Origin of the sequence: Pelotomaculum propionicicum, from assembly GCF_004369225.1 — a bacterium.
GTDB classification, from domain to species: Bacteria; Bacillota; Desulfotomaculia; order Desulfotomaculales; family Pelotomaculaceae; genus Pelotomaculum_B; species Pelotomaculum_B propionicicum.
Map to the genome: position 1 here is coordinate 58545 of NZ_QFFZ01000013.1, position 16834 is coordinate 75378.

The window sequence follows — 16834 nt, forward strand, 5'->3', positions numbered from 1 at the left end:
TGGAATAGGCCCGGGCCACCTGACAAGTGCGCTTGCACACGACAGGAAGCCCGGGCTTCGGAATTAATACTGTTACGCATTAAATCCCTTGTAGACATTGGCCAGCGTCTGCCGGAAAGCATCCTGCAAGAGGAAGATAAATTTTTAATGTACTACGATAACGCGCAAATACGGTTAGGTGTTTAGTGAAGGACAGGTGTACAACCTTTGAGCACGTGGCGGGACATAATACTGGCGGATTTTCGGGAACCGGTGCCGCCGCTTTCGTTGGTGGCGGACCCGGATCATTTACTTCTGGATGAAATCCTCCTGTCTTCCTTAAAGGACATACAAGTGGAATTCATCCAGTACGGCGATCCGGTGGCCTTTCGTTACCTGTTTGAATCCAGGTATCGTAAAGTATTGGAAGAGCGAACCTTAAGGTTACTGGTACAGGTAAATGATGTTCCCCTGGAGCAAATGCCTTACGATCTGCTGCAAATGGGGCGAAAACTGACCTACCGGATGCAAACTATATTTCCGAAGCTGTCACCCCAGGTAGTTAAGCAGTTGGACGCCCGGGACTTAGATGACTTGTATGCTGTCTATGGTCAGTATCAAGGCTCTGCTTCTCATGGCGAAACCTGTGATTTTATCTTGCGCAGGGTTTTTAAAGTAGCCTATGACATGATTGATGATGAAACGGAATTGGTAAAATACCTGCTTTCTAAACACTACCGGCAAAAACAATATCCGGAGGTTATCGAGTCATATCTCATTGAGCAATTACAGAGGAAGAAGGAGTTAAATAAGCTGCCGCTGGCGGAGTTAGTAAAATCCCCGTCCTTTTTTTATAGCTACCTGCAAAATCAGTGGATTGAGTATCTGCAGACCCTGCAGGAACAACCAATGGCATCAAAAGAAGTTGGCCTGCAGGATGGCATTTACGGCAAGGGAAAGACCCATCCCTTTGCTGATGAAGATGTCTATCGATTGTTGGACAACCTGTTTATTGAAGGGTATTTAAAACCTGTAGAGGGTATCAATAGTGAACACTTACCCCAATGGACCCATGTCGGGCTGGTGACTGATCCTTCCCTCGATCATAAAAACCGTCTGGCAGGATTAATGGCAAACTTAAAGGAGAAACTTCAGGCTATCGGAAACTACCGGGACTGGATGAATGTCGTTCCGTTATATGGTGAAATAAAGGACCTGATTTTATACACAAATCTTGATCAGGATGAAAATATACTTGGCGAAGTAAAAGCCATCGAGGCCGGGCTGGATGCTCAGTTTGAACTGTGGATGATCCGGAACTACGGGAATCTGCAGAACCTGCCTTATTTGCCAAGACCGGTGATGCTGCACCAGGTGCCCCATTATATTGCAAGTAAGCGCCATGCCAAGGCGGCAATGGTGGTTTTGGATGGGATGAGTTATGTCCAATGGGTGCAAATCCGTAAGTATCTTCAGACGAAAAGCTTTACCTTTGAAGAGCAAAGTGTTTTCGCCTGGGCGCCCTCCATTACTTCTATTTCCAGGCAAGCCCTTTTTTACGGAGAAATGCCCGTGTACTTCCCCCATACACTGGGAACCACCAGGAAAGAAGAAGCGGCCTGGAAACTTTTCTGGGAGAACCATGATGTGTTCAAGGCCTATACCGGCTATGAAAAAAGCCTGGGCCGGAAAGAGGGCGCTTATCAATCCCCGGATAGTTTGCAAAAACCTTCGCTAAAAGTGCTTGGCCTGGTGATTGATACCATTGATAACCTGGTTCACACGGCCCTGCAGGGACAGCATGGGTTATACTCAGAGCTCAAGCTGTGGCTTGAAAAGGGTTATTTGACAGGACTTTTGGCAGACTTAATAAATAAGGGCTTCGAGGTTTACCTGACTTCCGATCACGGTAATAAGGAAAGCCGGGGCATTGGCCGTATCCCGGAAGGTGTTCTGGCAGAAACCCGGGGAGAACGGGTCAGGATTTATAAAGATAAGATGCTGCGCGATAAGGCCGCCGCTGCTTACTCTTCCATGGCTTGGCCCGGGCCTGGGTTGCCGGAGGACGTCCATATCTTGCTGGCTAAAAGTGGAGAAGCTTTTATTCAAGAAGGAGAAAATGTGGTCAGTCACGGTGGGATCAGCCTGGAAGAAGTAGTGGTGCCCTTTATACATATTACAAGTAACAATAATCTTAAGAGGTTTTAAAATGGCAAAACCAGTAGGGTTTGATCAAAAAATAATGTTACGGCATCTGGACTATATTGCCAGGGAAGCAAGCAAAATGGATCGCAAAAATATGTATGAAAAGCTGGACGAATTCTTAAATGCGGATGTTCACGGCGCCAAATCGAGAAAAAATGCTGTTACGATCTTGATGAAAATCTGGTATTTGGTGCCTGATGATTTAAATGATGTGCGCCAAAGGGCTTTAGAACTGCTGCCATCTTTATTGCCCCGTGATCGTCTTGTCCTTCATTGGGGTATGACTTTACTAGCCTATCCTTTTTTTAAAGACGTGGTTAGTGAGATGGGAAATTTGTTCGGGCTGCAAAATGAGGTGCCCAGCCAGCAAATAGGCCGCAGGGTGAAAGGTCTCTACGGGGATCGACGCAGGGTGGAGGTAGCCGCCACGGCGGTATTGATGAGTATCAAATCCTGGGGGCTTATTGAGCGGAGTAAAAGTAATATTTATACCCTGCCGGAAAAATACGAAATAACCAATACAGCATTAAAGTTATGGCTGGCTGAGGTGGTCCTGCGGGTTTCCGGTTATCGGTATATGCCTCTGGAAATGATCCCGGCGGCAAAGGCTGTTTTCCCTTTCCATTTCAAAATTAACATTAGGGAATGTGAACATAGCAATTTCATTATCAATCGGCAGGGGCTGGACATGCAGTTGGTTAGTCTTTGATGTTTTTTATTAATACCCTGTAAACATTATTGCTGTTATCTTCTTAGCATTGTAACGGCTTCCTCCCAGATTTATAAAGGATAGATAAAGCAATTAAAAGATTTTTTAATACAATATCTATTGACAGACTAATGTCACCTCCCTGGCTTAATCTAAAAGATAAAGCCAGTTTTTTAATGCTAATAATTGTTGTAATTTATCTAATCTTGTTGATGATTTGAGAGGAAAAGCTATCGGCTGGTAGAATTAAGGTTTAACAACACAAATTTACATTTGGTGTATATATTCTTTGGAGTGATCATATGAACCACCTTCTTTCATCACTTAAGGAAGTTTGTGAAAAATACCCCTTGCAGGAGAAAATACTTATTGTGCCGGGATACGGCCAGGGGCATGAACTCTGCGAATCACTGGCCAGGAGCGGTACAAAGTGGGTAAACCTGCACCCCGGTACTGCCGCCGGCCTGGCACATCAGATTGCCGGCGAGTACTTAGCTGAAAAAGAAATTACTCTACTAACAGGCCTGCTTACAACAGCCGTCGTTGAGGAAGTATTTCAGCACCTGGAGGAACAAAAAGCCCTTCGTTATTTTATAAGAGAAAGCAGCTCCCCGGGGCTGATCCGCGCTATAGCTTCATCTATAAATGAACTAAGATACTGCGGGGTTGTAGCTAAAGCCCTTCCTCCAGACAGCTTTGTCAGCAAAGATAAAGGACACGACATGGCTGCTTTGCTAAAGGCCTATGAACAGTACCTTGAAGATTATAAATATATAGATACCCCAGGTCTGCTTACTCTTGCATTGAATCTACTTTCCTCAAAGAAAAGTGCTTTAGGTACTGACACTGTATACCTTCTGCCATCCTTTCTGCAGCTAAGCCCGCTTGAAGATCAATTAATCAAGTCGCTTGCTCAAGACAGGTTAATCGTCATACACCCAGACCCGGTTTACGGCTTGGCGGGGCCAGGCATAAAGCCACAGTATTTTTTGCCGGAAAACGCGGCTGCTCCCGCATCCGATGTGGAGCGTCTGCCCTGGCTGTATCAGGTTGGCCAGTCCCCAGAGCCGGTGGGCGATGGATCTTTAAGCTGCTTTCATTCCTACGGGCTGACGAACGAGGCCAGGGAAATTTTAAGGCGTGTTATGGCCGGAGGGACACCTTTGGACAGTGTAACCGTTGCTTATACAAACAGTGGGTACATACCCGTTTTTTATACTCTGGCCAGGCGCCTGGGGCTGAATATGACTTTCGAGGAAGGAATACCCGGTTCGCTTACCGGCCCGGGCAGGGTCCTGCAGGGACTGGTTGACTGGATCAGGAATGATTATTCCGTAAGTGTCTTAAAGGTTCTTCTTTTAAGTGGAGATGTGCGGCTGCAAAGGGAAAAAGATACAATTCTCACATCGGCCGCGGCGGCGCGGGTTTTAAGCAGGTCCGGCATCGGCTGGGGCAGGGACCGCTATGTTCTGCTTCAAAGAATGAGCGAAACCCTTAAAGAAAAGGCCGCGGAAGAATTTGATGAAGAGGGTGGGGACAGCAGGCGTGAGCGATATTTGAGCCAGAGCGCCCTGGCTGAGCAGCTTTATAATGCCATTAACCCGCTCCTCTCCAACCTGCCGGTAATGGATAACCAGGGGAAAATCAGTTTCAGGGAGCTCACAGCCGGCCTAGCCTACATTCTATCTGAGATTACACGCCCATTCAGTGAAATTGACGCTGCCGCCCTGAAAGGGTTGATCAACGACTTGGTGCAGGCCGGGCAGTTCGCCTCGTTTAACCTGGAAACAGACGAAGCCCTGGAGAGGGTGGAAAACATCCGTCAGGGATGCTTTTTCAACTTTAATGTTCCCCGGGACAAGCACAATCCAAACCAGGGCTAAATATATGCTGTTTATACCCTGGGCCTACCGTATTCTGGAAAAGCAGCGCACACCTTCCAAAGAAGTTTCCAGAAGGGCCAGAAACTTTGAAATTTCTTTAATACAACCTCTATTAGATTCGGGGGACACTGACGGCGTTATAGGCAGAGAGTCCAGGGAAGGGCTCCAGAGGCTGCCTGGCGGAAAAGAGCCATTTATAGCTTAACCAAATTAAAGATGAAATTTCCATTTACACGGAATTATTTACACTCCCAATTAGCTTTTTAGAGGAGATTTTAATCAGGTCCGAAAACATTTGCTTTCGGGCTTTGTTTTGTATAGCCCTAAATAAATTAAAATAGTTGACCAAAGATTTGCTCAAAAAGCTCTACTTAATACTCCCTCAAATTATTAAATAATATAGATATTTGCTATCCGCTGGACTATATCGTATATATCTTCCCTAAGCCACTGGGGCTCCAGCACTTCCACCATCTCGCCCCACTGAGTGATCCAGGTTTTCATCTCATCAATACCGCAGGCCTCAAAGGACATGATCACCGAGCCGGCGGCTGTTTCTTCCTCTATAACCTGCGATGGGTGGTAAATCAGTCTTTTAACCCTGTGGGCAACTTCCGGTCTGAACTTCAGCTTGACCTTGCAAATTTCACCATCATTAATTACTCCCCAGCTTTGAGCCATGTATTCCTGTAATGAAAATTCTGCAGGGTACTCAAAAAGCTCCGAGGCGTAGGGGAAGATACCTGTAATCTGGTCCACCCGAAATACCCTTATTCCATTTCTGGTTAGGCAGTTGGCGACCAGGTACCAGTTGTGCCGCTTACATATCAGGCCATAGGGTTCAACAACCCGCTCTGTTTCCTGTCCGCTATGTGCAACGTAGTACCAGAGCTTTACCCGGCAGCAGTCCCGGAGGGACTGTACAAGTTTGGCGAAAATTTCACTCACCCTGGCTGGTTCCGCCAGTTGTTCCTCAACAATATAGATCCGCTCCTGTAGCTGTTCCACCGGCAGGCTTTGCGGGGTGTACTTATATTTAAACAGTGTCCCGACCAGCGCGTCCTTTAGTTCATTGGTGTGGCCGGCCAGGGCGGAACCTTTCTGCTGAAGAAGACTTAAGAAAATAATCAGCGCTTTTTCCGGGCTGATGGATGGTAGATAACCGGCATCCAAGCGGTACAAGCCTTCTTTCTTGGAAGTGTTTCTTTCCGGCCTGATAATAGGTATGTACATTTCATTTTCTATTTGATCCAGGTAACGCAAGATGCTCCTAGTGGTCACTTCACAGGCCTCTGCCAATTCATTTAAGGTTGCTCCCCCGTACGGGCTTTTTTTGTTCAGAAGCTCAATCACCTTGGCAATTCTTAAGGCTTTTGTTGTGTCCAGATCAGCCAAATCGCATCCCCCTTACTAATTGACGTGTAAGATTATGCCTCTAAAGGGGAATACGACCAAAACCTTACCTTTCCTCCTTTTTACGACACTTATTTACAAAACACATACCTGTCCAGCCCTTTTACCCACCCGGTCCAATGCTCCTCCTGGTCAGCGCGGCTTTCAACGGCTGAGCTGAACATATCCACCGCTGCGTCGATCATGTCCAGGTGGTGCAAAATAGCGGCTTCCAGGAATTTGGGCCTTTTCGGCGACTGCCACTCGTACTGCCCGTGGTGGCTGACGATCATGTGCAGCAGCTTGAGCCTCAGTTCCTCAGGGAATTCAGGCAGACCGCTGATGTATTTATCCAGGAGGCGTGCGCCGAGGACAATATGTCCCAGCAGGCGGCCCTCGTCGGTGAAATCTATATCAGTGCCGAGGCTGTATTCCTCTACTTTGCCGATGTCGTGGAGGAGAGCGCCGGCCACTAGCAAATCACGGTCTATCTTTGGATAAACAGGCGCTATCTGCTCCGCGGCGCTAACGATGCCCAAAGTATGCTCCATAAGCCCCCCGATGGCAGCGTGGTGGTTGCGCTTGGCGGCGGGGGACGTGAGAAGGGCATTAAGAAAATCATTATCAGAAAAAATCAGGGACAACAATCTTTTTAAGTGAGTGTTATGCATGGACTCAATAACTGAAACAATCTTTTCCCTGGCCGCATCCTGTTCTAATTTGCTGGAGGGTAGGAACCTTCCCGGATTTGTTTCACCCTCCCGGCAAACAGACATAGCCGATATTTGGATTTGAACCGTGCCGTTGTACTCTGAAGCCTGACCCTGAACAAGCACAATATCTCCAACCCGGCAGCTGTGATAAATCTCATATACCGGCTCCCAGACCCTGCCTTCCATTTGGCCTGTCCTGTCTCCCAGCACCACAGCAAGGTAGTGCCCTGTTCCGTTGCGTAAAGGCAGCAGTTTCTTTGCCTTTAAGACGAAAATGCTGTTTACTGCCTGCCCGGGTATTAGTTGCTCAATAAAAACCTCCGCCATAGAGAACCCTCCTGCAAATAATCCTTTTATAATAATTCTAAACCATCTCCTGGCTATATGTTTGTCATTGAATAGAAAATATGTTCGATGGCAGTAAAATATTTAAAAAAAGCCCTCTGGTCTATAAACCAGGGGCTTCCGAGGATCTCATACAATAGAAAAATTGTTTTAGGAAGACCCACTTATACCTTCACCGCAGTTAGGGCAATAGGCGGGATTACCCGTGAAATACTTGCCGCAATGACCGCACAGTTTTGTTTCCGGCAATGCAACTTTTTCCTTGGGCCTTGTGACGAGAGCTAAGATTCCCAGTCCGGCGGTTGGGAAGAACCAGAGTATTCCCCAGAATGTCAGGCCAAGCGCGGTGCCCACTGCCTGACCAGCCCTCTCAATGTCACCTTGATTTACTGTTGGTTGATTCTGAATTGCCAGACTCAAAACGTTAGGAAGATGAATCAGTCGCCTATCCCAAGTCTTTTAAAGGCTTTTTGTACAATATTGTCAGTAATGTATTTCGGGTTGTTCTCCTGTATTTCTAAAATAATATCCCTCGCATGTTTAACAGGCAGTCCGCCAGATTCAACTAATATACAAATAAGTTGAATACCCCATATCAGCGGTATGCCTTCAAGTTTACACTCCCGTCTTAAAGGTTTATCGTTTGTTACACACGTCCAGCCATTTTTTTTGGCAAGAATTAAACATATATTATCTTGAAAAGATAAGGAGCCTCTTTTTTCTACCGCCAACATAACCTGATCCAGTTCAGGTTCAACAAGCTTAATTCCAAGTTCAATGCATTCACCCGCATCTATTTCTTTAATTTCAGACAAAACAGGCGTAGCTAAGTATATTTGTCCAACATATGCACAAATCAATTTAATAATTGTCTTGTCACATGTACAGAAATCTATAAGTGTATTAGCATCAAGAATTAGGAACTGCCTCTTCGTTGTTCCCATTTATTACACCCACGAAGAAACTATATCACGCATATCTTCAAGGTCTATTCTCAGTATTTCAGCACCACGACTCATAGTGATTTCATCTTTTTCAATAGCGTTGCGTACCAATCTATATAAACGGTCTTCTAAGAAGTGTGATGGGGATAGGGAGTCAGGTTCCTGGGAACGTAATACTTCTGGATATTGTAGAAATTTATCTGGTGGCAAAGCTTCTGGTTCATCCTTGATACCCAATGTTTTACCAGATTTCAGCTTATAAGCAATCTGAAATTTCCCCCATATAGAATTACCTAGAGTTTCAGAAAGGCGATATAAAACAGTTTTGTAACTAACCTGAAAAATCCGCTTTACTTTTAGAACTCGACTGACAAAGGGCAAGCCAAAAGTATCATCCCATTCTGATTTAAAGGCTTCTTCCGGCATGAGGAAATGAGAAGCGAAGATATTCGCTTCATATTCCTGGTCATCGTCTTCAGCACTTTCTTCAACTTTATAGGTATCAAAATGAAGAAGCAAGTGCCCAAGTTCATGAGCAGCGCTAAAAATCCACCGCTCAACTGAAATTCGTTCCCACACATTAACAATTACAGCAGGGCCTCCATCATCCTCTGCCACAGATAAGGCAAAAAAATCATCTGATACAAGATTTAGTGGGTATACCTTTATGCCGCATGATTCAAGTAAACCAGCGATATCATGGATAGTCTCAGTTTTATTGAGTTTTAATTCTAATCTTGCTTGTTCGGCTGCGAACTTAGCTCTGTCACCTCCTCTTGGCATTGAAGACAACTTTTCAGTAAGAGTTTTAAATCGATATTTTTTTCTGTCCTTTAATAATCCTTCTAGATTATTAAAATCATCAAGCCACCGTGTTACTTCAGCCAAAATATTATCCCTGCTGTTCATCCTTTTGGATGCCCGAAATCTGACATTCTTTAAGGTGCGGACCGGAACGAACAAATCTTGGAGTTTTACTCCAGCACCGTTAGCAATATTTTGCAGGGTTGATACTTTTGGGGTAGAGCTGCCGTTTTCAATATTTCTATAAGCGATCCTTGAAATCCCAGCCCGGTCTGCCATTTCGGATTGAGTCAAACCTTTTGCCTCACGAATTCTGCGTAAATTCGTACCAATAATTTTTAAATCCATAAAACCCTCCTCCCTCAATAATATATATATAATTATTATATACAAGTATACTTGATTTGTATACTTGATAATTGCACTTGTCAATAATAAATTTTTGGTTTATACTTTGATCGACATATTGGTGTCCACAATTTACCATGAAGAGAGGGGGTAGTATGATGGCCAAAAATACTGGTAATAACTACCGGCAGTGCGCAGTAACTAACCGGTCTCAAGCTCATAACCCAAAATCCGGCACATGGGTAAAGCGCGACAGCATTACCGGTAGATTCATGGACGATAAATCAGGTGGGAAGCCATTTAAGGGAGTCACTAAGGAAAAATGATTTTTGAAAGGGGCGATGCCCTTGAAGGGTTTGAAAAAGTAAAAAGAACATCGGCCAGGATGCTCTTTTTACTGTTCAGACTTTGAAAGCTACAAAGCAGATAGAAAAGGTCGGGCAACCCTGCTATCTCGCCAAGTCCGGGGGATTTACATGTCCCTTGGCAGACTCCGTTTGTATATTATGTTGTTCGCCACTTTTTAGGTAATTCCTGCTGGATTTGTGCCAAGTTACAGAAATTTTAGTTAATTTCCTGATTCAAAGCCCAAATTTCACGAAAGGTTAGGTACTGACTAATGGGTTGCCTGCGTCAGTACATGATTCACCATCGCATCCAAAACCTCTTCCGAACTGGCCCCATGCCCCGACTCAAGCCAGATTAGCTCCTTATGCGGTGCTTCAAGCACATTGTAATACCGCTCTACCAGCGATGCTATCGCATTAATATCCTGCCGCCCTACGAGAAAGTACACAGGTACGTCTAGCTTGGAGGCCTGCGTCGTGAAATCGAGGTCCTGCAGTTGGGGATATACAACCGAGAATGATTCTACCAGCCCTCGGGCAAAATTCACTTTATCAAGCAGCCCGTATTCCCGCGCGAACTGTGGTGCCAGCAGTAAAACTGCCTCCAGCCTGGCTGAGCCCATTATGTCAAACAGGATGTTATTGTACATCGCATACTTCATAGCCATGCCATTCCCGGTATAGGGCGGCGGGCCATTGCGGCGCAGTTTGTCAGCTGTACCGCTGTCGTTTCTCTCGGTAGCAGTCCTGAGCGCGATCTCGTAGCTCATGCGGTCGTTTTCGGTCGTGTTGACCATCTGGCCGGTTCCGATATAGGCGTGGTACAGGTCAGGATACTGCTGCACCAGCTTGGTGCCCAGGATGGTGCCCCATGACAGCCCCATCACATAAATTTTATCCTGGTGAAAACGTACGCGCATTAACTGGGTTAGCTCCTGCGCATCGGAGACGAATTGCTCGACTGTCAGCGTCGATATGGGCGCCTCAGGGAGATTATAGACATGGCGGTTAGTGACACCTATCTCAGGAGGTTTCATATTTGATCGGAGCAATTTGCGGCGATATTATCGGTTCTGTTTTTGAGTGGAACAATATCAAATCACAGCAAAATATCTACAGTAAAAGGTGGATGACCATCCATTGCTCAGGCATGAAAATTATTTGAAAAAAATATTGAAACGTTTTGAACGTAGGATTAAAATAGTCCATATCAGCGGTTTTACCAACCATAAGTTCAGGATCCCGTTTTATTGAGCGGCCAGGATTATTTGCTGGACGAAGTAGGTTTTTTACCTGTCCCCTTTATCATCGAAGGTTTGTTTAATCCTGATGATTACCTGTCAATACTAAAAGAAAAAGAGCTTATTTCAAAAAAATTAAGCATAAACTGACTTTCACTGGGGCGTCGCCAAGCGGTAAGGCACCGGACTCTGACTCCGGCATTTCGTTGGTTCGAATCCAGCCGCCCCAGCCAATTGTAAAACAACATGTAAGGATGCAAACCTACATGTTGTTTTTATTTTTTAACGCACCAATTAACCATACTATTAACCCTTCTTGATGGCAGTACGGATTTAAAAAGTATCGCACAGGTTGATTTATTCAACCTAAGTTAACTTCTAATCCATTGATTTGCTTCGGCCAGTTTTCTAAAATATAAACAGGAGGTGGTTCATATGAAGGAAATCAATATTGCAAAAGTGCTTGTGAAAAAACGCAAGGAAAAGGGTATTACCCAGGATGAACTGGCAAATTACATTGGGGTTTCCAAGGCGTCCGTTTCAAAATGGGAAACAGAGCAGAGTTATCCTGACGTAACCTTTCTTCCGCAGCTGGCTGCATACTTTAACATCAGCATTGACGAATTGATGGATTATAAGCCACAAATGGCAAAAGAAGATATTCGAAAGCTGTACCGGAAACTATCATCTGATTTTGCGTCAAAACCCTTTGATACGGTAATGGATGACTGCCGTCAGATCATTAAAAAATACTATTCATGCTTTCCGTTGCTGCTGCAAATGGGGATTCTGATGATCAACCATGCCGAACTGCTGAAGGACCCGCAAAAATCGGCATCTTTGATTGAGGAAGCCAGGGCTCTTTTTATCCGGGTCAAGGAGGAAAGCGACGATGTATCGCTTACAAGGCAGGCTTTGTATATGGAAGCTCTGTGCAGCCTTGCCGCCTGCGATCCAAATACCGCGCTGGAGCTATTGGATGGAACAGTCGCGCCTGCGTTGCCGCCCGAATCAATTTTGGCATCCGCTTACCAAATGACGGGACGCGCTGACGAGGCAAAATCCGTTTTGCAGGTCGGGATTTATCAGAATATCGTCGTCCTGTTTAATTTTTTCCCCGCTTACCTTATGCTGTGTACGGATGACCCTTCAAAATTCGAAGAAGTGCTGCGGCGCGCGCTTAACATCGCGGAAGTGTTTGACATGAGGCATTTGCACCCCGGCGTTTTGGTCGGCCTTTATATTTCTGCCGCTCAGGGATATATTATGCAGGGCAATCGTGATAAAACGCTTGATATGCTGCAGCAGTATACTGAGATCGTAACAAGTGGCATATATCCCCTGAGCCTGCACGGCGATGCCTTTTTTGACCTTTTTGAAAGATGGCTGGATAAGCTCGATCTGGGAACGGATCTTCCCCGGGATGAAAAAACTATCAGAAAAAGCATGGCTGATGTGATCGTTAATAATCCGGTTTTTTCAGTGCTTTCAGATGAGCGGCTTTTTCAGATTATAACTGAAAAGCTTCAAAACAACTGCAAATAATATAGATCAGGAGGTTTTAGGGCCATTAGCTTAATTGGTAGAGCAGCTGTGGCCGCTCCAGTGAGTGAACTTTTAGCTGTATTAAGCAGGACGGCGGTAAACGATTATACTCAAAGCATGACCGGAGAGTATTCCGGCGCCTGGCGTGATCTTAAGGAAGCCGCCAATGAAGTGCAGGCGCGCTTATTGCGGGTTGTGCAGATTGTTAATCACGTGAGCGGCGGCAACTTCAGCGACCTGGCCGAATTAAAGAAAATAGGGCGCAGAAGTGAGCATGACACATTACTCCCCGCATTAATTAAAATGACGGAGGCCATCCAAAACCTGGTGGCAGACGCTGACCTGCTGACCAGGGCGGCGGTGGAGGGCAAACTTTGCACGCGGGCTGAAGCCGCTGCGCACCATGGTGAATTTCGCAAGGTTATCGAAGGTGTTAACAACACTTTGGACGCGGTGGTCAGGCCGATTTGTGAGGCGACTGAGTGCCTGAAAGAAATGGCTGAGGGGAACCTTGATGTTGCCGTCACAGGCGACTATCAGGGAGAGCACGCGATCATTAAAGACGCCTTGAATACAACCCTCGTCTCGATGGATGAAATACTCAGGCAGGTTTTTATGGCCATTGACCAGGTTGCCATAGGCACGCAGCAGGTTTCCGGTTCCAGTCAGGACCTGTCGCAGGGAGCGGCTGAGTCTGCCAGCGCCATGTCGGAGATTGCTTCTTCGATGCAGGAGATGAACTCGCAAACCAAGAAAAACGCGGAAAACGCCATGCAGGCCAGTAGTCTGGCGGTTCAGGCCAAAGCCAACGCGGTCAGGGGCAACGAGCAGGTGGCCCAGATGGTCAGGGCTATGGAAAACATTAACGAGTCCGCCGCCAGTATATCTAAAATTATCAAGGCCATAGACGAGATTGCCTTCCAGACCAACCTGCTGGCTCTGAACGCCACGGTAGAGGCTGCCCGTGCCGGCAAGCACGGCAAGGGATTTACCGTAGTGGCCGGGGAAGTGAGAAACCTGGTCAGAGGAGCGCCAGGGCTGCCAAAGAGACTGCTGAATTAATCGAAGGCTCAATCAAAAAGGCTGAGGCGGGGACAAAAATTGCTGAAGAAACTTCCAGGGCTTTGGCAGAGATTGTGGTTGGGGCCGCCAAGGTGACCGATCTGATCGGTGAGATAGCCTCAGCATGTAAGGAGCAGTCCCTGGGCATCGAGCAGATCAACCAGGGTTTGAGCCAGGTTGACCAGGTTATCCAGCAGAACTCGGCCAGTTCGGAAGAACTGGCCGCGGCCAGTGAAGAGATGCTGACCCAGGTTGAAATGGTTACGCAGATGCTTGGCAGGTTCAAGCTGAAAAAACATGCCGTTTTGCTTCCGGCTGAATCTTCTGTTGGTAAGACCGGCGGGGCCGCGCCGAAGCGCGTGGGACAGCTGCACCTGGCCCGGAAAAAGCCCGGGGCGCCGGCGCAAAAGGCTGCCAGGCTGACCTCTGCAGAGGACCGGGCGGTGTTAAGCGCCAGGCTCAGCCCGCAGGAAATCATATCCCTGGAAAATGTGGACTATGGAAAATTTTAAACATGGCGCCGCCTGAAAGGGCGGTTTTTTTTTATGTGCCGGTTACATATACATTCTGTTAATGTGAATTATAAGTAAAAAACGGAGCTGTTGCGCATGCCCATGTTTTACGGCGCGCTGTTTACCTGGACCTTGCTGGGATTGCTGGTTGGCCGCGGTTTTAGCCGGCTCTGGAAGGCCGGGCTGATCGGCGTGGCCATTATGGTGACCGTGGATTATTTCAGCACCAGTTATAATTTATATGTCTATCCCGGAGCGATAGTCTACCTGTCAAACCTGCCTCTCTTTTTAATAATAATAATCTACGGCGGTGCGATTTTGTACCTGAACTGGCTGCCTGCCCGCTGGGGGCGAAGGCTGCTTTACACCGTATATTTTGCCGTTATAGTCCTGGCCTTGGAAGCGGTTATGCACAGCTATGGCATGGTTGTATACCCGCGCTGGCAGTTGTGGTACAGCTATTTTTTAGATGTGGGCGGCCTGCTGCTGCTGGCCTTTCTTTCCGATTTTGTGCTTTTGCCAAATAAGAGAGGGAAAAAACTCTTTGCAGAGAATTAAGGTTAGTAAGAAACGAGTTTTAAAGGTGGACCATGAGAGGATTCAAGCACAAGCTGCTGGCGGTGATGCAGCACGCGGTAATTGTAAACCAGGGGGAAGTACTGCTCCTGCGTTATTCCAAATACCAGGGCAAGGGTGTGGAAGGCCTGTGGGGCCTGCCGGGTGGGCATTATATCTCAGGTCTGCCGGTTGAGGATCTGTTGCGGGAGGTAAAAGAAGAAACCGGCCTGACCCTGCCGGGCAGGCCGCGCCTGCTGAAGACCTACGTGGTGTTGTTCCCGGACGGGGTGGAAAGGTTCGGTGTTTTTTACCTGTACCAGGATGACAGCCCGGTCCGGCCCGGGATAGTGCTGAGCGGCGAGCACACCGAATTTATGTGGGTGTCCCGGGGGAAAACGGAGGGTATAGCTTTTATCGGCCCGTACCATAAAAAGGTCGTGGAGGATGTGCTGGCCAATAAAAACCTGGATTAATAATTTTTTAATGTTTCAGAAATAAAACCTTAAATAATAACTTTTATAATCAGCAATAGTTAGACCGGGGTAATTTTTAAGCCGGAAGATTATAGCAAGGAAGACATTTTGATGCAACAATCTTGGCTATAAGCATAAACTATATTTAGGTTGGGAGGTGCTCATATGCTTCGCAAACAATGGATGCTCAGGCAGGTTTCTCACTGTAAAGGCGGCTGTAGTAGTTTGTCCCGGGCAAGACGTTAAACTGCCCATTTGCTCATTCCCGGCTACGGGACGATCATGCCTGCGAGGAGTGTTAAAATGTGTCCTGGCTCCAGCTATTTCATGATGAACACACTGCTTTATACTTTATCCTGCCCAAATTTGAGGGGAATTTAAAGGACATCGAGCACGGTGAGGCCGGCGAAAACGTAATCTGGGAACTCAGGGAATTCGCTGAGATTATCAAGGATGTGCTGATTCCCCACTTCAGGGAAGAGGAGAAAAACGTTTATCCCAGAGCCGTCCAGGCGGGCGAGGCCGGCAAAGCATTCATTACGGCAATGTATGAGGAGCATAACCTGCTTTACGAGGCTTTTGAAGGATTCCTCAGGTCGCTCGGGCAGGTAACTGGTTTGGGAATGCTGCCAACTGCCAAGGACCATGTGGCCCGCATGATTTCCTTATCTAAAAACATAGAAAAAAAGGAAACCCCCAAAAACCTGGACAAGCTTACCCTGCCGCCGCCCCTGGAGGTGGACAGGGAAAGCGTTCTCAAGCACGGTTACGCCATCGCCAATCTGCTGGCTGAACATATCGGGAAGGAAGAAAACGTCCTGCCCAAGTTTTTAAAGAACGACTGAACATAAAGAGAGGAGCTCAAAGCTCCCCTCTAAAACTCCAGGCGATCAGCGGGGTGTTCCAGCAGGTCAATGGCTCCAAGCACGATATGAGCCAGGCCAAATCCTGCTATACCCCAGCCGGCGACGGGGTTTCTGTTGCTCAGTGCCAGTCCGGCGGCGGTAACCGCGGTACCCAGGATCGTGGGGATTAATCCCTCCCGTGGCAACATTAAAGCCCCCTTTCTTAGAGTTTGGCTTAGTTTTTGGAAAAATGTCTTTTTTCATGTCTGTTAATTTGTGTTTTTGCTTGAAAAACAAGTGAGCTGCCAGAGGTATTTATTTAGTTAAGCAATAAATATATAAAAAAATTACAGGAGGCGATAATCTTGGAGCTTAGAGGGAGCAAAACCGAAGCGAATTTAAAGGCGGCGTTTGCCGGAGAATCACAGGCCCGCAATAAGTACTCCTATTTTGCCAGCACGGCTAAAAAGGAAGGTTACGAGCAGATTTCCGCCATATTCCTCGAGACTGCGGATAACGAGAAAGAACACGCCAAGAAAATTTTTAAATTCTTAAACGGCATCGGCAATACCGCTGAAAACCTCAAAGCAGCGGCGGAGGGGGAAAACTACGAGTGGACCTCCATGTACAGCGAGTTTGAAGCTGTAGCCCGGGAAGAGGGCTTCGACGAAATCGCCGATTTCTTTAAATCGGTGGGGCTGGTGGAGAAGGAGCACGAAAAGCGCTACCTGGCCCTCCTGGAAAACCTTAATAACGGGACTGTTTTCAAGAAGGGAGAGCAGCTGGAGTGGAAATGCAGGAACTGCGGCCACATCCATTTTGGCCAGGAAGCGCCGGAGATCTGCCCGGTCTGCGCCCATCCCCAGGCTTTTTTTGAACTCAGGTGCGAAAACTACTAAAAGCAAAACCCGCCTCGAGGCGGGTTTTGT

General features: G+C 46.9%; 17 protein-coding genes, 1 tRNA gene and 1 pseudogene. 13 read left to right on the forward strand and 6 right to left on the reverse strand.

Annotated elements, in window-relative coordinates:
* Nucleotides 1-207: 207 nt before the first annotated feature.
* From pglZ to Pmgp_RS20840, 4 genes are all read left to right on the forward strand, one after another.
* Complete coding sequence (gene pglZ, locus Pmgp_RS07965; protein WP_134213466.1) at nt 208-2187, forward strand: BREX-3 system phosphatase PglZ; 1980 nt, start codon at nt 208-210, stop codon at nt 2185-2187.
* Between the two features lies 1 nt (nt 2188).
* On the forward strand, nt 2189-2893 hold the full coding sequence (locus Pmgp_RS07970) for a hypothetical protein (protein ID WP_134213467.1): 705 nt from the start codon (nt 2189-2191) through the stop codon (nt 2891-2893).
* A gap of 302 nt (nt 2894-3195) precedes the next feature.
* Nucleotides 3196-4776, forward strand: a complete 1581-nt coding sequence (locus Pmgp_RS07975; RefSeq protein ID WP_134213468.1) for a PD-(D/E)XK nuclease family protein — start codon at nt 3196-3198, stop codon at nt 4774-4776.
* Nucleotides 4739-4981, forward strand: a complete 243-nt coding sequence (locus tag Pmgp_RS20840; RefSeq protein WP_243119770.1) for a DUF6361 family protein — start codon at nt 4739-4741, stop codon at nt 4979-4981. Before Pmgp_RS07975 ends, Pmgp_RS20840 begins: the two co-directional genes overlap by 38 nt.
* A 185-nt stretch (nt 4982-5166) precedes the next feature.
* On the opposite strand, the gene Pmgp_RS07980 is transcribed toward Pmgp_RS20840, so the two are convergent.
* The 5 genes from Pmgp_RS07980 to Pmgp_RS08005 all read right to left on the reverse strand — a co-directional run bounded on the left by Pmgp_RS07980 (nt 5167) and on the right by Pmgp_RS08005 (nt 10589).
* Nucleotides 5167-6171, reverse strand: a complete 1005-nt coding sequence (locus Pmgp_RS07980; protein ID WP_134213469.1) for a helix-turn-helix transcriptional regulator — start codon at nt 6169-6171, stop codon at nt 5167-5169.
* A gap of 89 nt (nt 6172-6260) precedes the next feature.
* Nucleotides 6261-7208 (reverse strand): 3'-5' exoribonuclease YhaM family protein, encoded by a 948-nt coding sequence (locus Pmgp_RS07985; RefSeq protein ID WP_134213470.1) that lies wholly within the window; start codon nt 7206-7208, stop codon nt 6261-6263.
* A 455-nt stretch (nt 7209-7663) separates the two neighbouring features.
* Nucleotides 7664-8170: a PIN domain-containing protein gene (locus Pmgp_RS07995; RefSeq protein WP_134213472.1), complete on the reverse strand. Its 507-nt coding sequence runs from the start codon at nt 8168-8170 to the stop codon at nt 7664-7666.
* 3 nt (nt 8171-8173) lie between these two features.
* Nucleotides 8174-9322: a helix-turn-helix domain-containing protein gene (locus tag Pmgp_RS08000; RefSeq protein WP_134213473.1), complete on the reverse strand. Its 1149-nt coding sequence runs from the start codon at nt 9320-9322 to the stop codon at nt 8174-8176.
* A 616-nt stretch (nt 9323-9938) separates the two neighbouring features.
* Complete coding sequence (locus tag Pmgp_RS08005; RefSeq protein ID WP_134213474.1) at nt 9939-10589, reverse strand: alpha/beta fold hydrolase; 651 nt, start codon at nt 10587-10589, stop codon at nt 9939-9941.
* A 119-nt stretch (nt 10590-10708) separates the two neighbouring features.
* On the opposite strand from Pmgp_RS08005, the gene Pmgp_RS20555 reads away from it, so the two are divergent.
* The 8 genes and pseudogenes from Pmgp_RS20555 (at nt 10709) to Pmgp_RS08040 (ending at nt 15905) form a co-directional block, all read left to right on the forward strand.
* A complete protein-coding gene (locus tag Pmgp_RS20555) occupies nt 10709-10834 on the forward strand; it encodes a crystallin (RefSeq protein WP_134213475.1) in 126 nt (41 codons plus the stop codon).
* An 85-nt stretch (nt 10835-10919) separates the two neighbouring features.
* Nucleotides 10920-11060: a hypothetical protein gene (locus Pmgp_RS19705; protein ID WP_192902848.1), complete on the forward strand. Its 141-nt coding sequence runs from the start codon at nt 10920-10922 to the stop codon at nt 11058-11060.
* A gap of 7 nt (nt 11061-11067) precedes the next feature.
* Nucleotides 11068-11143 (forward strand) — tRNA-Gln (locus Pmgp_RS08015).
* A 202-nt stretch (nt 11144-11345) separates the two neighbouring features.
* Nucleotides 11346-12455 carry a helix-turn-helix domain-containing protein gene (locus tag Pmgp_RS08020; RefSeq protein ID WP_134213476.1) on the forward strand — a complete coding sequence of 370 codons (1110 nt, stop codon included), beginning with the start codon at nt 11346-11348 and terminating at the stop codon, nt 12453-12455.
* 303 nt (nt 12456-12758) lie between these two features.
* Nucleotides 12759-14029: pseudogene (locus Pmgp_RS20680) on the forward strand (methyl-accepting chemotaxis protein).
* Nucleotides 14030-14125: 96 nt separating this feature from the next.
* On the forward strand, nt 14126-14587 hold the full coding sequence (locus Pmgp_RS08030; RefSeq protein ID WP_134213477.1) for a hypothetical protein: 462 nt from the start codon (nt 14126-14128) through the stop codon (nt 14585-14587).
* A gap of 32 nt (nt 14588-14619) precedes the next feature.
* A complete protein-coding gene (locus Pmgp_RS08035) occupies nt 14620-15060 on the forward strand; it encodes an NUDIX domain-containing protein (protein WP_134213478.1) in 441 nt (146 codons plus the stop codon).
* Nucleotides 15061-15365: 305 nt separating this feature from the next.
* On the forward strand, nt 15366-15905 hold the full coding sequence (locus Pmgp_RS08040; RefSeq protein WP_134213479.1) for a hemerythrin domain-containing protein: 540 nt from the start codon (nt 15366-15368) through the stop codon (nt 15903-15905).
* Between the two features lie 29 nt (nt 15906-15934).
* On the opposite strand, the gene Pmgp_RS08045 is transcribed toward Pmgp_RS08040, so the two are convergent.
* Complete coding sequence (locus Pmgp_RS08045; RefSeq protein ID WP_134213480.1) at nt 15935-16114, reverse strand: asparagine synthase; 180 nt, start codon at nt 16112-16114, stop codon at nt 15935-15937.
* Nucleotides 16115-16270: 156 nt separating this feature from the next.
* Here Pmgp_RS08045 and rbr point away from each other — a divergent pair, with 156 nt between their 5' ends.
* Nucleotides 16271-16804 (forward strand): rubrerythrin, encoded by a 534-nt coding sequence (rbr, locus tag Pmgp_RS08050; RefSeq protein ID WP_282432891.1) that lies wholly within the window; start codon nt 16271-16273, stop codon nt 16802-16804.
* Nucleotides 16805-16834 lie beyond the last annotated feature (30 nt).

Excerpts from the sequence above, each read along its gene's own strand:
- Pmgp_RS07995 (WP_134213472.1), bottom strand. The coding sequence starts at position 8,170 with ATGGGAACAACGAAGAGGCAGTTCCTAATTCTTGATGCTAATACACTT.
- Pmgp_RS08005 (WP_134213474.1), bottom strand. The coding sequence starts at position 10,589 with ATGCGCGTACGTTTTCACCAGGATAAAATTTATGTGATGGGGCTGTCA.
- Pmgp_RS08045 (WP_134213480.1), bottom strand. The coding sequence starts at position 16,114 with ATGTTGCCACGGGAGGGATTAATCCCCACGATCCTGGGTACCGCGGTT.
- Pmgp_RS20840 (WP_243119770.1), top strand. The coding sequence starts at position 4,739 with ATGTTCCCCGGGACAAGCACAATCCAAACCAGGGCTAAATATATGCTG.
- Pmgp_RS08035 (WP_134213478.1), top strand. The coding sequence starts at position 14,620 with ATGAGAGGATTCAAGCACAAGCTGCTGGCGGTGATGCAGCACGCGGTA.
- Pmgp_RS08020 (WP_134213476.1), top strand. The coding sequence starts at position 11,346 with ATGAAGGAAATCAATATTGCAAAAGTGCTTGTGAAAAAACGCAAGGAA.
- Pmgp_RS07970 (WP_134213467.1), top strand. The coding sequence starts at position 2,189 with ATGGCAAAACCAGTAGGGTTTGATCAAAAAATAATGTTACGGCATCTG.
- Pmgp_RS07985 (WP_134213470.1), bottom strand. The coding sequence starts at position 7,208 with ATGGCGGAGGTTTTTATTGAGCAACTAATACCCGGGCAGGCAGTAAAC.
- Pmgp_RS08030 (WP_134213477.1), top strand. The coding sequence starts at position 14,126 with ATGCCCATGTTTTACGGCGCGCTGTTTACCTGGACCTTGCTGGGATTG.
- Pmgp_RS08000 (WP_134213473.1), bottom strand. The coding sequence starts at position 9,322 with ATGGATTTAAAAATTATTGGTACGAATTTACGCAGAATTCGTGAGGCA.
- Pmgp_RS07975 (WP_134213468.1), top strand. The coding sequence starts at position 3,196 with ATGAACCACCTTCTTTCATCACTTAAGGAAGTTTGTGAAAAATACCCC.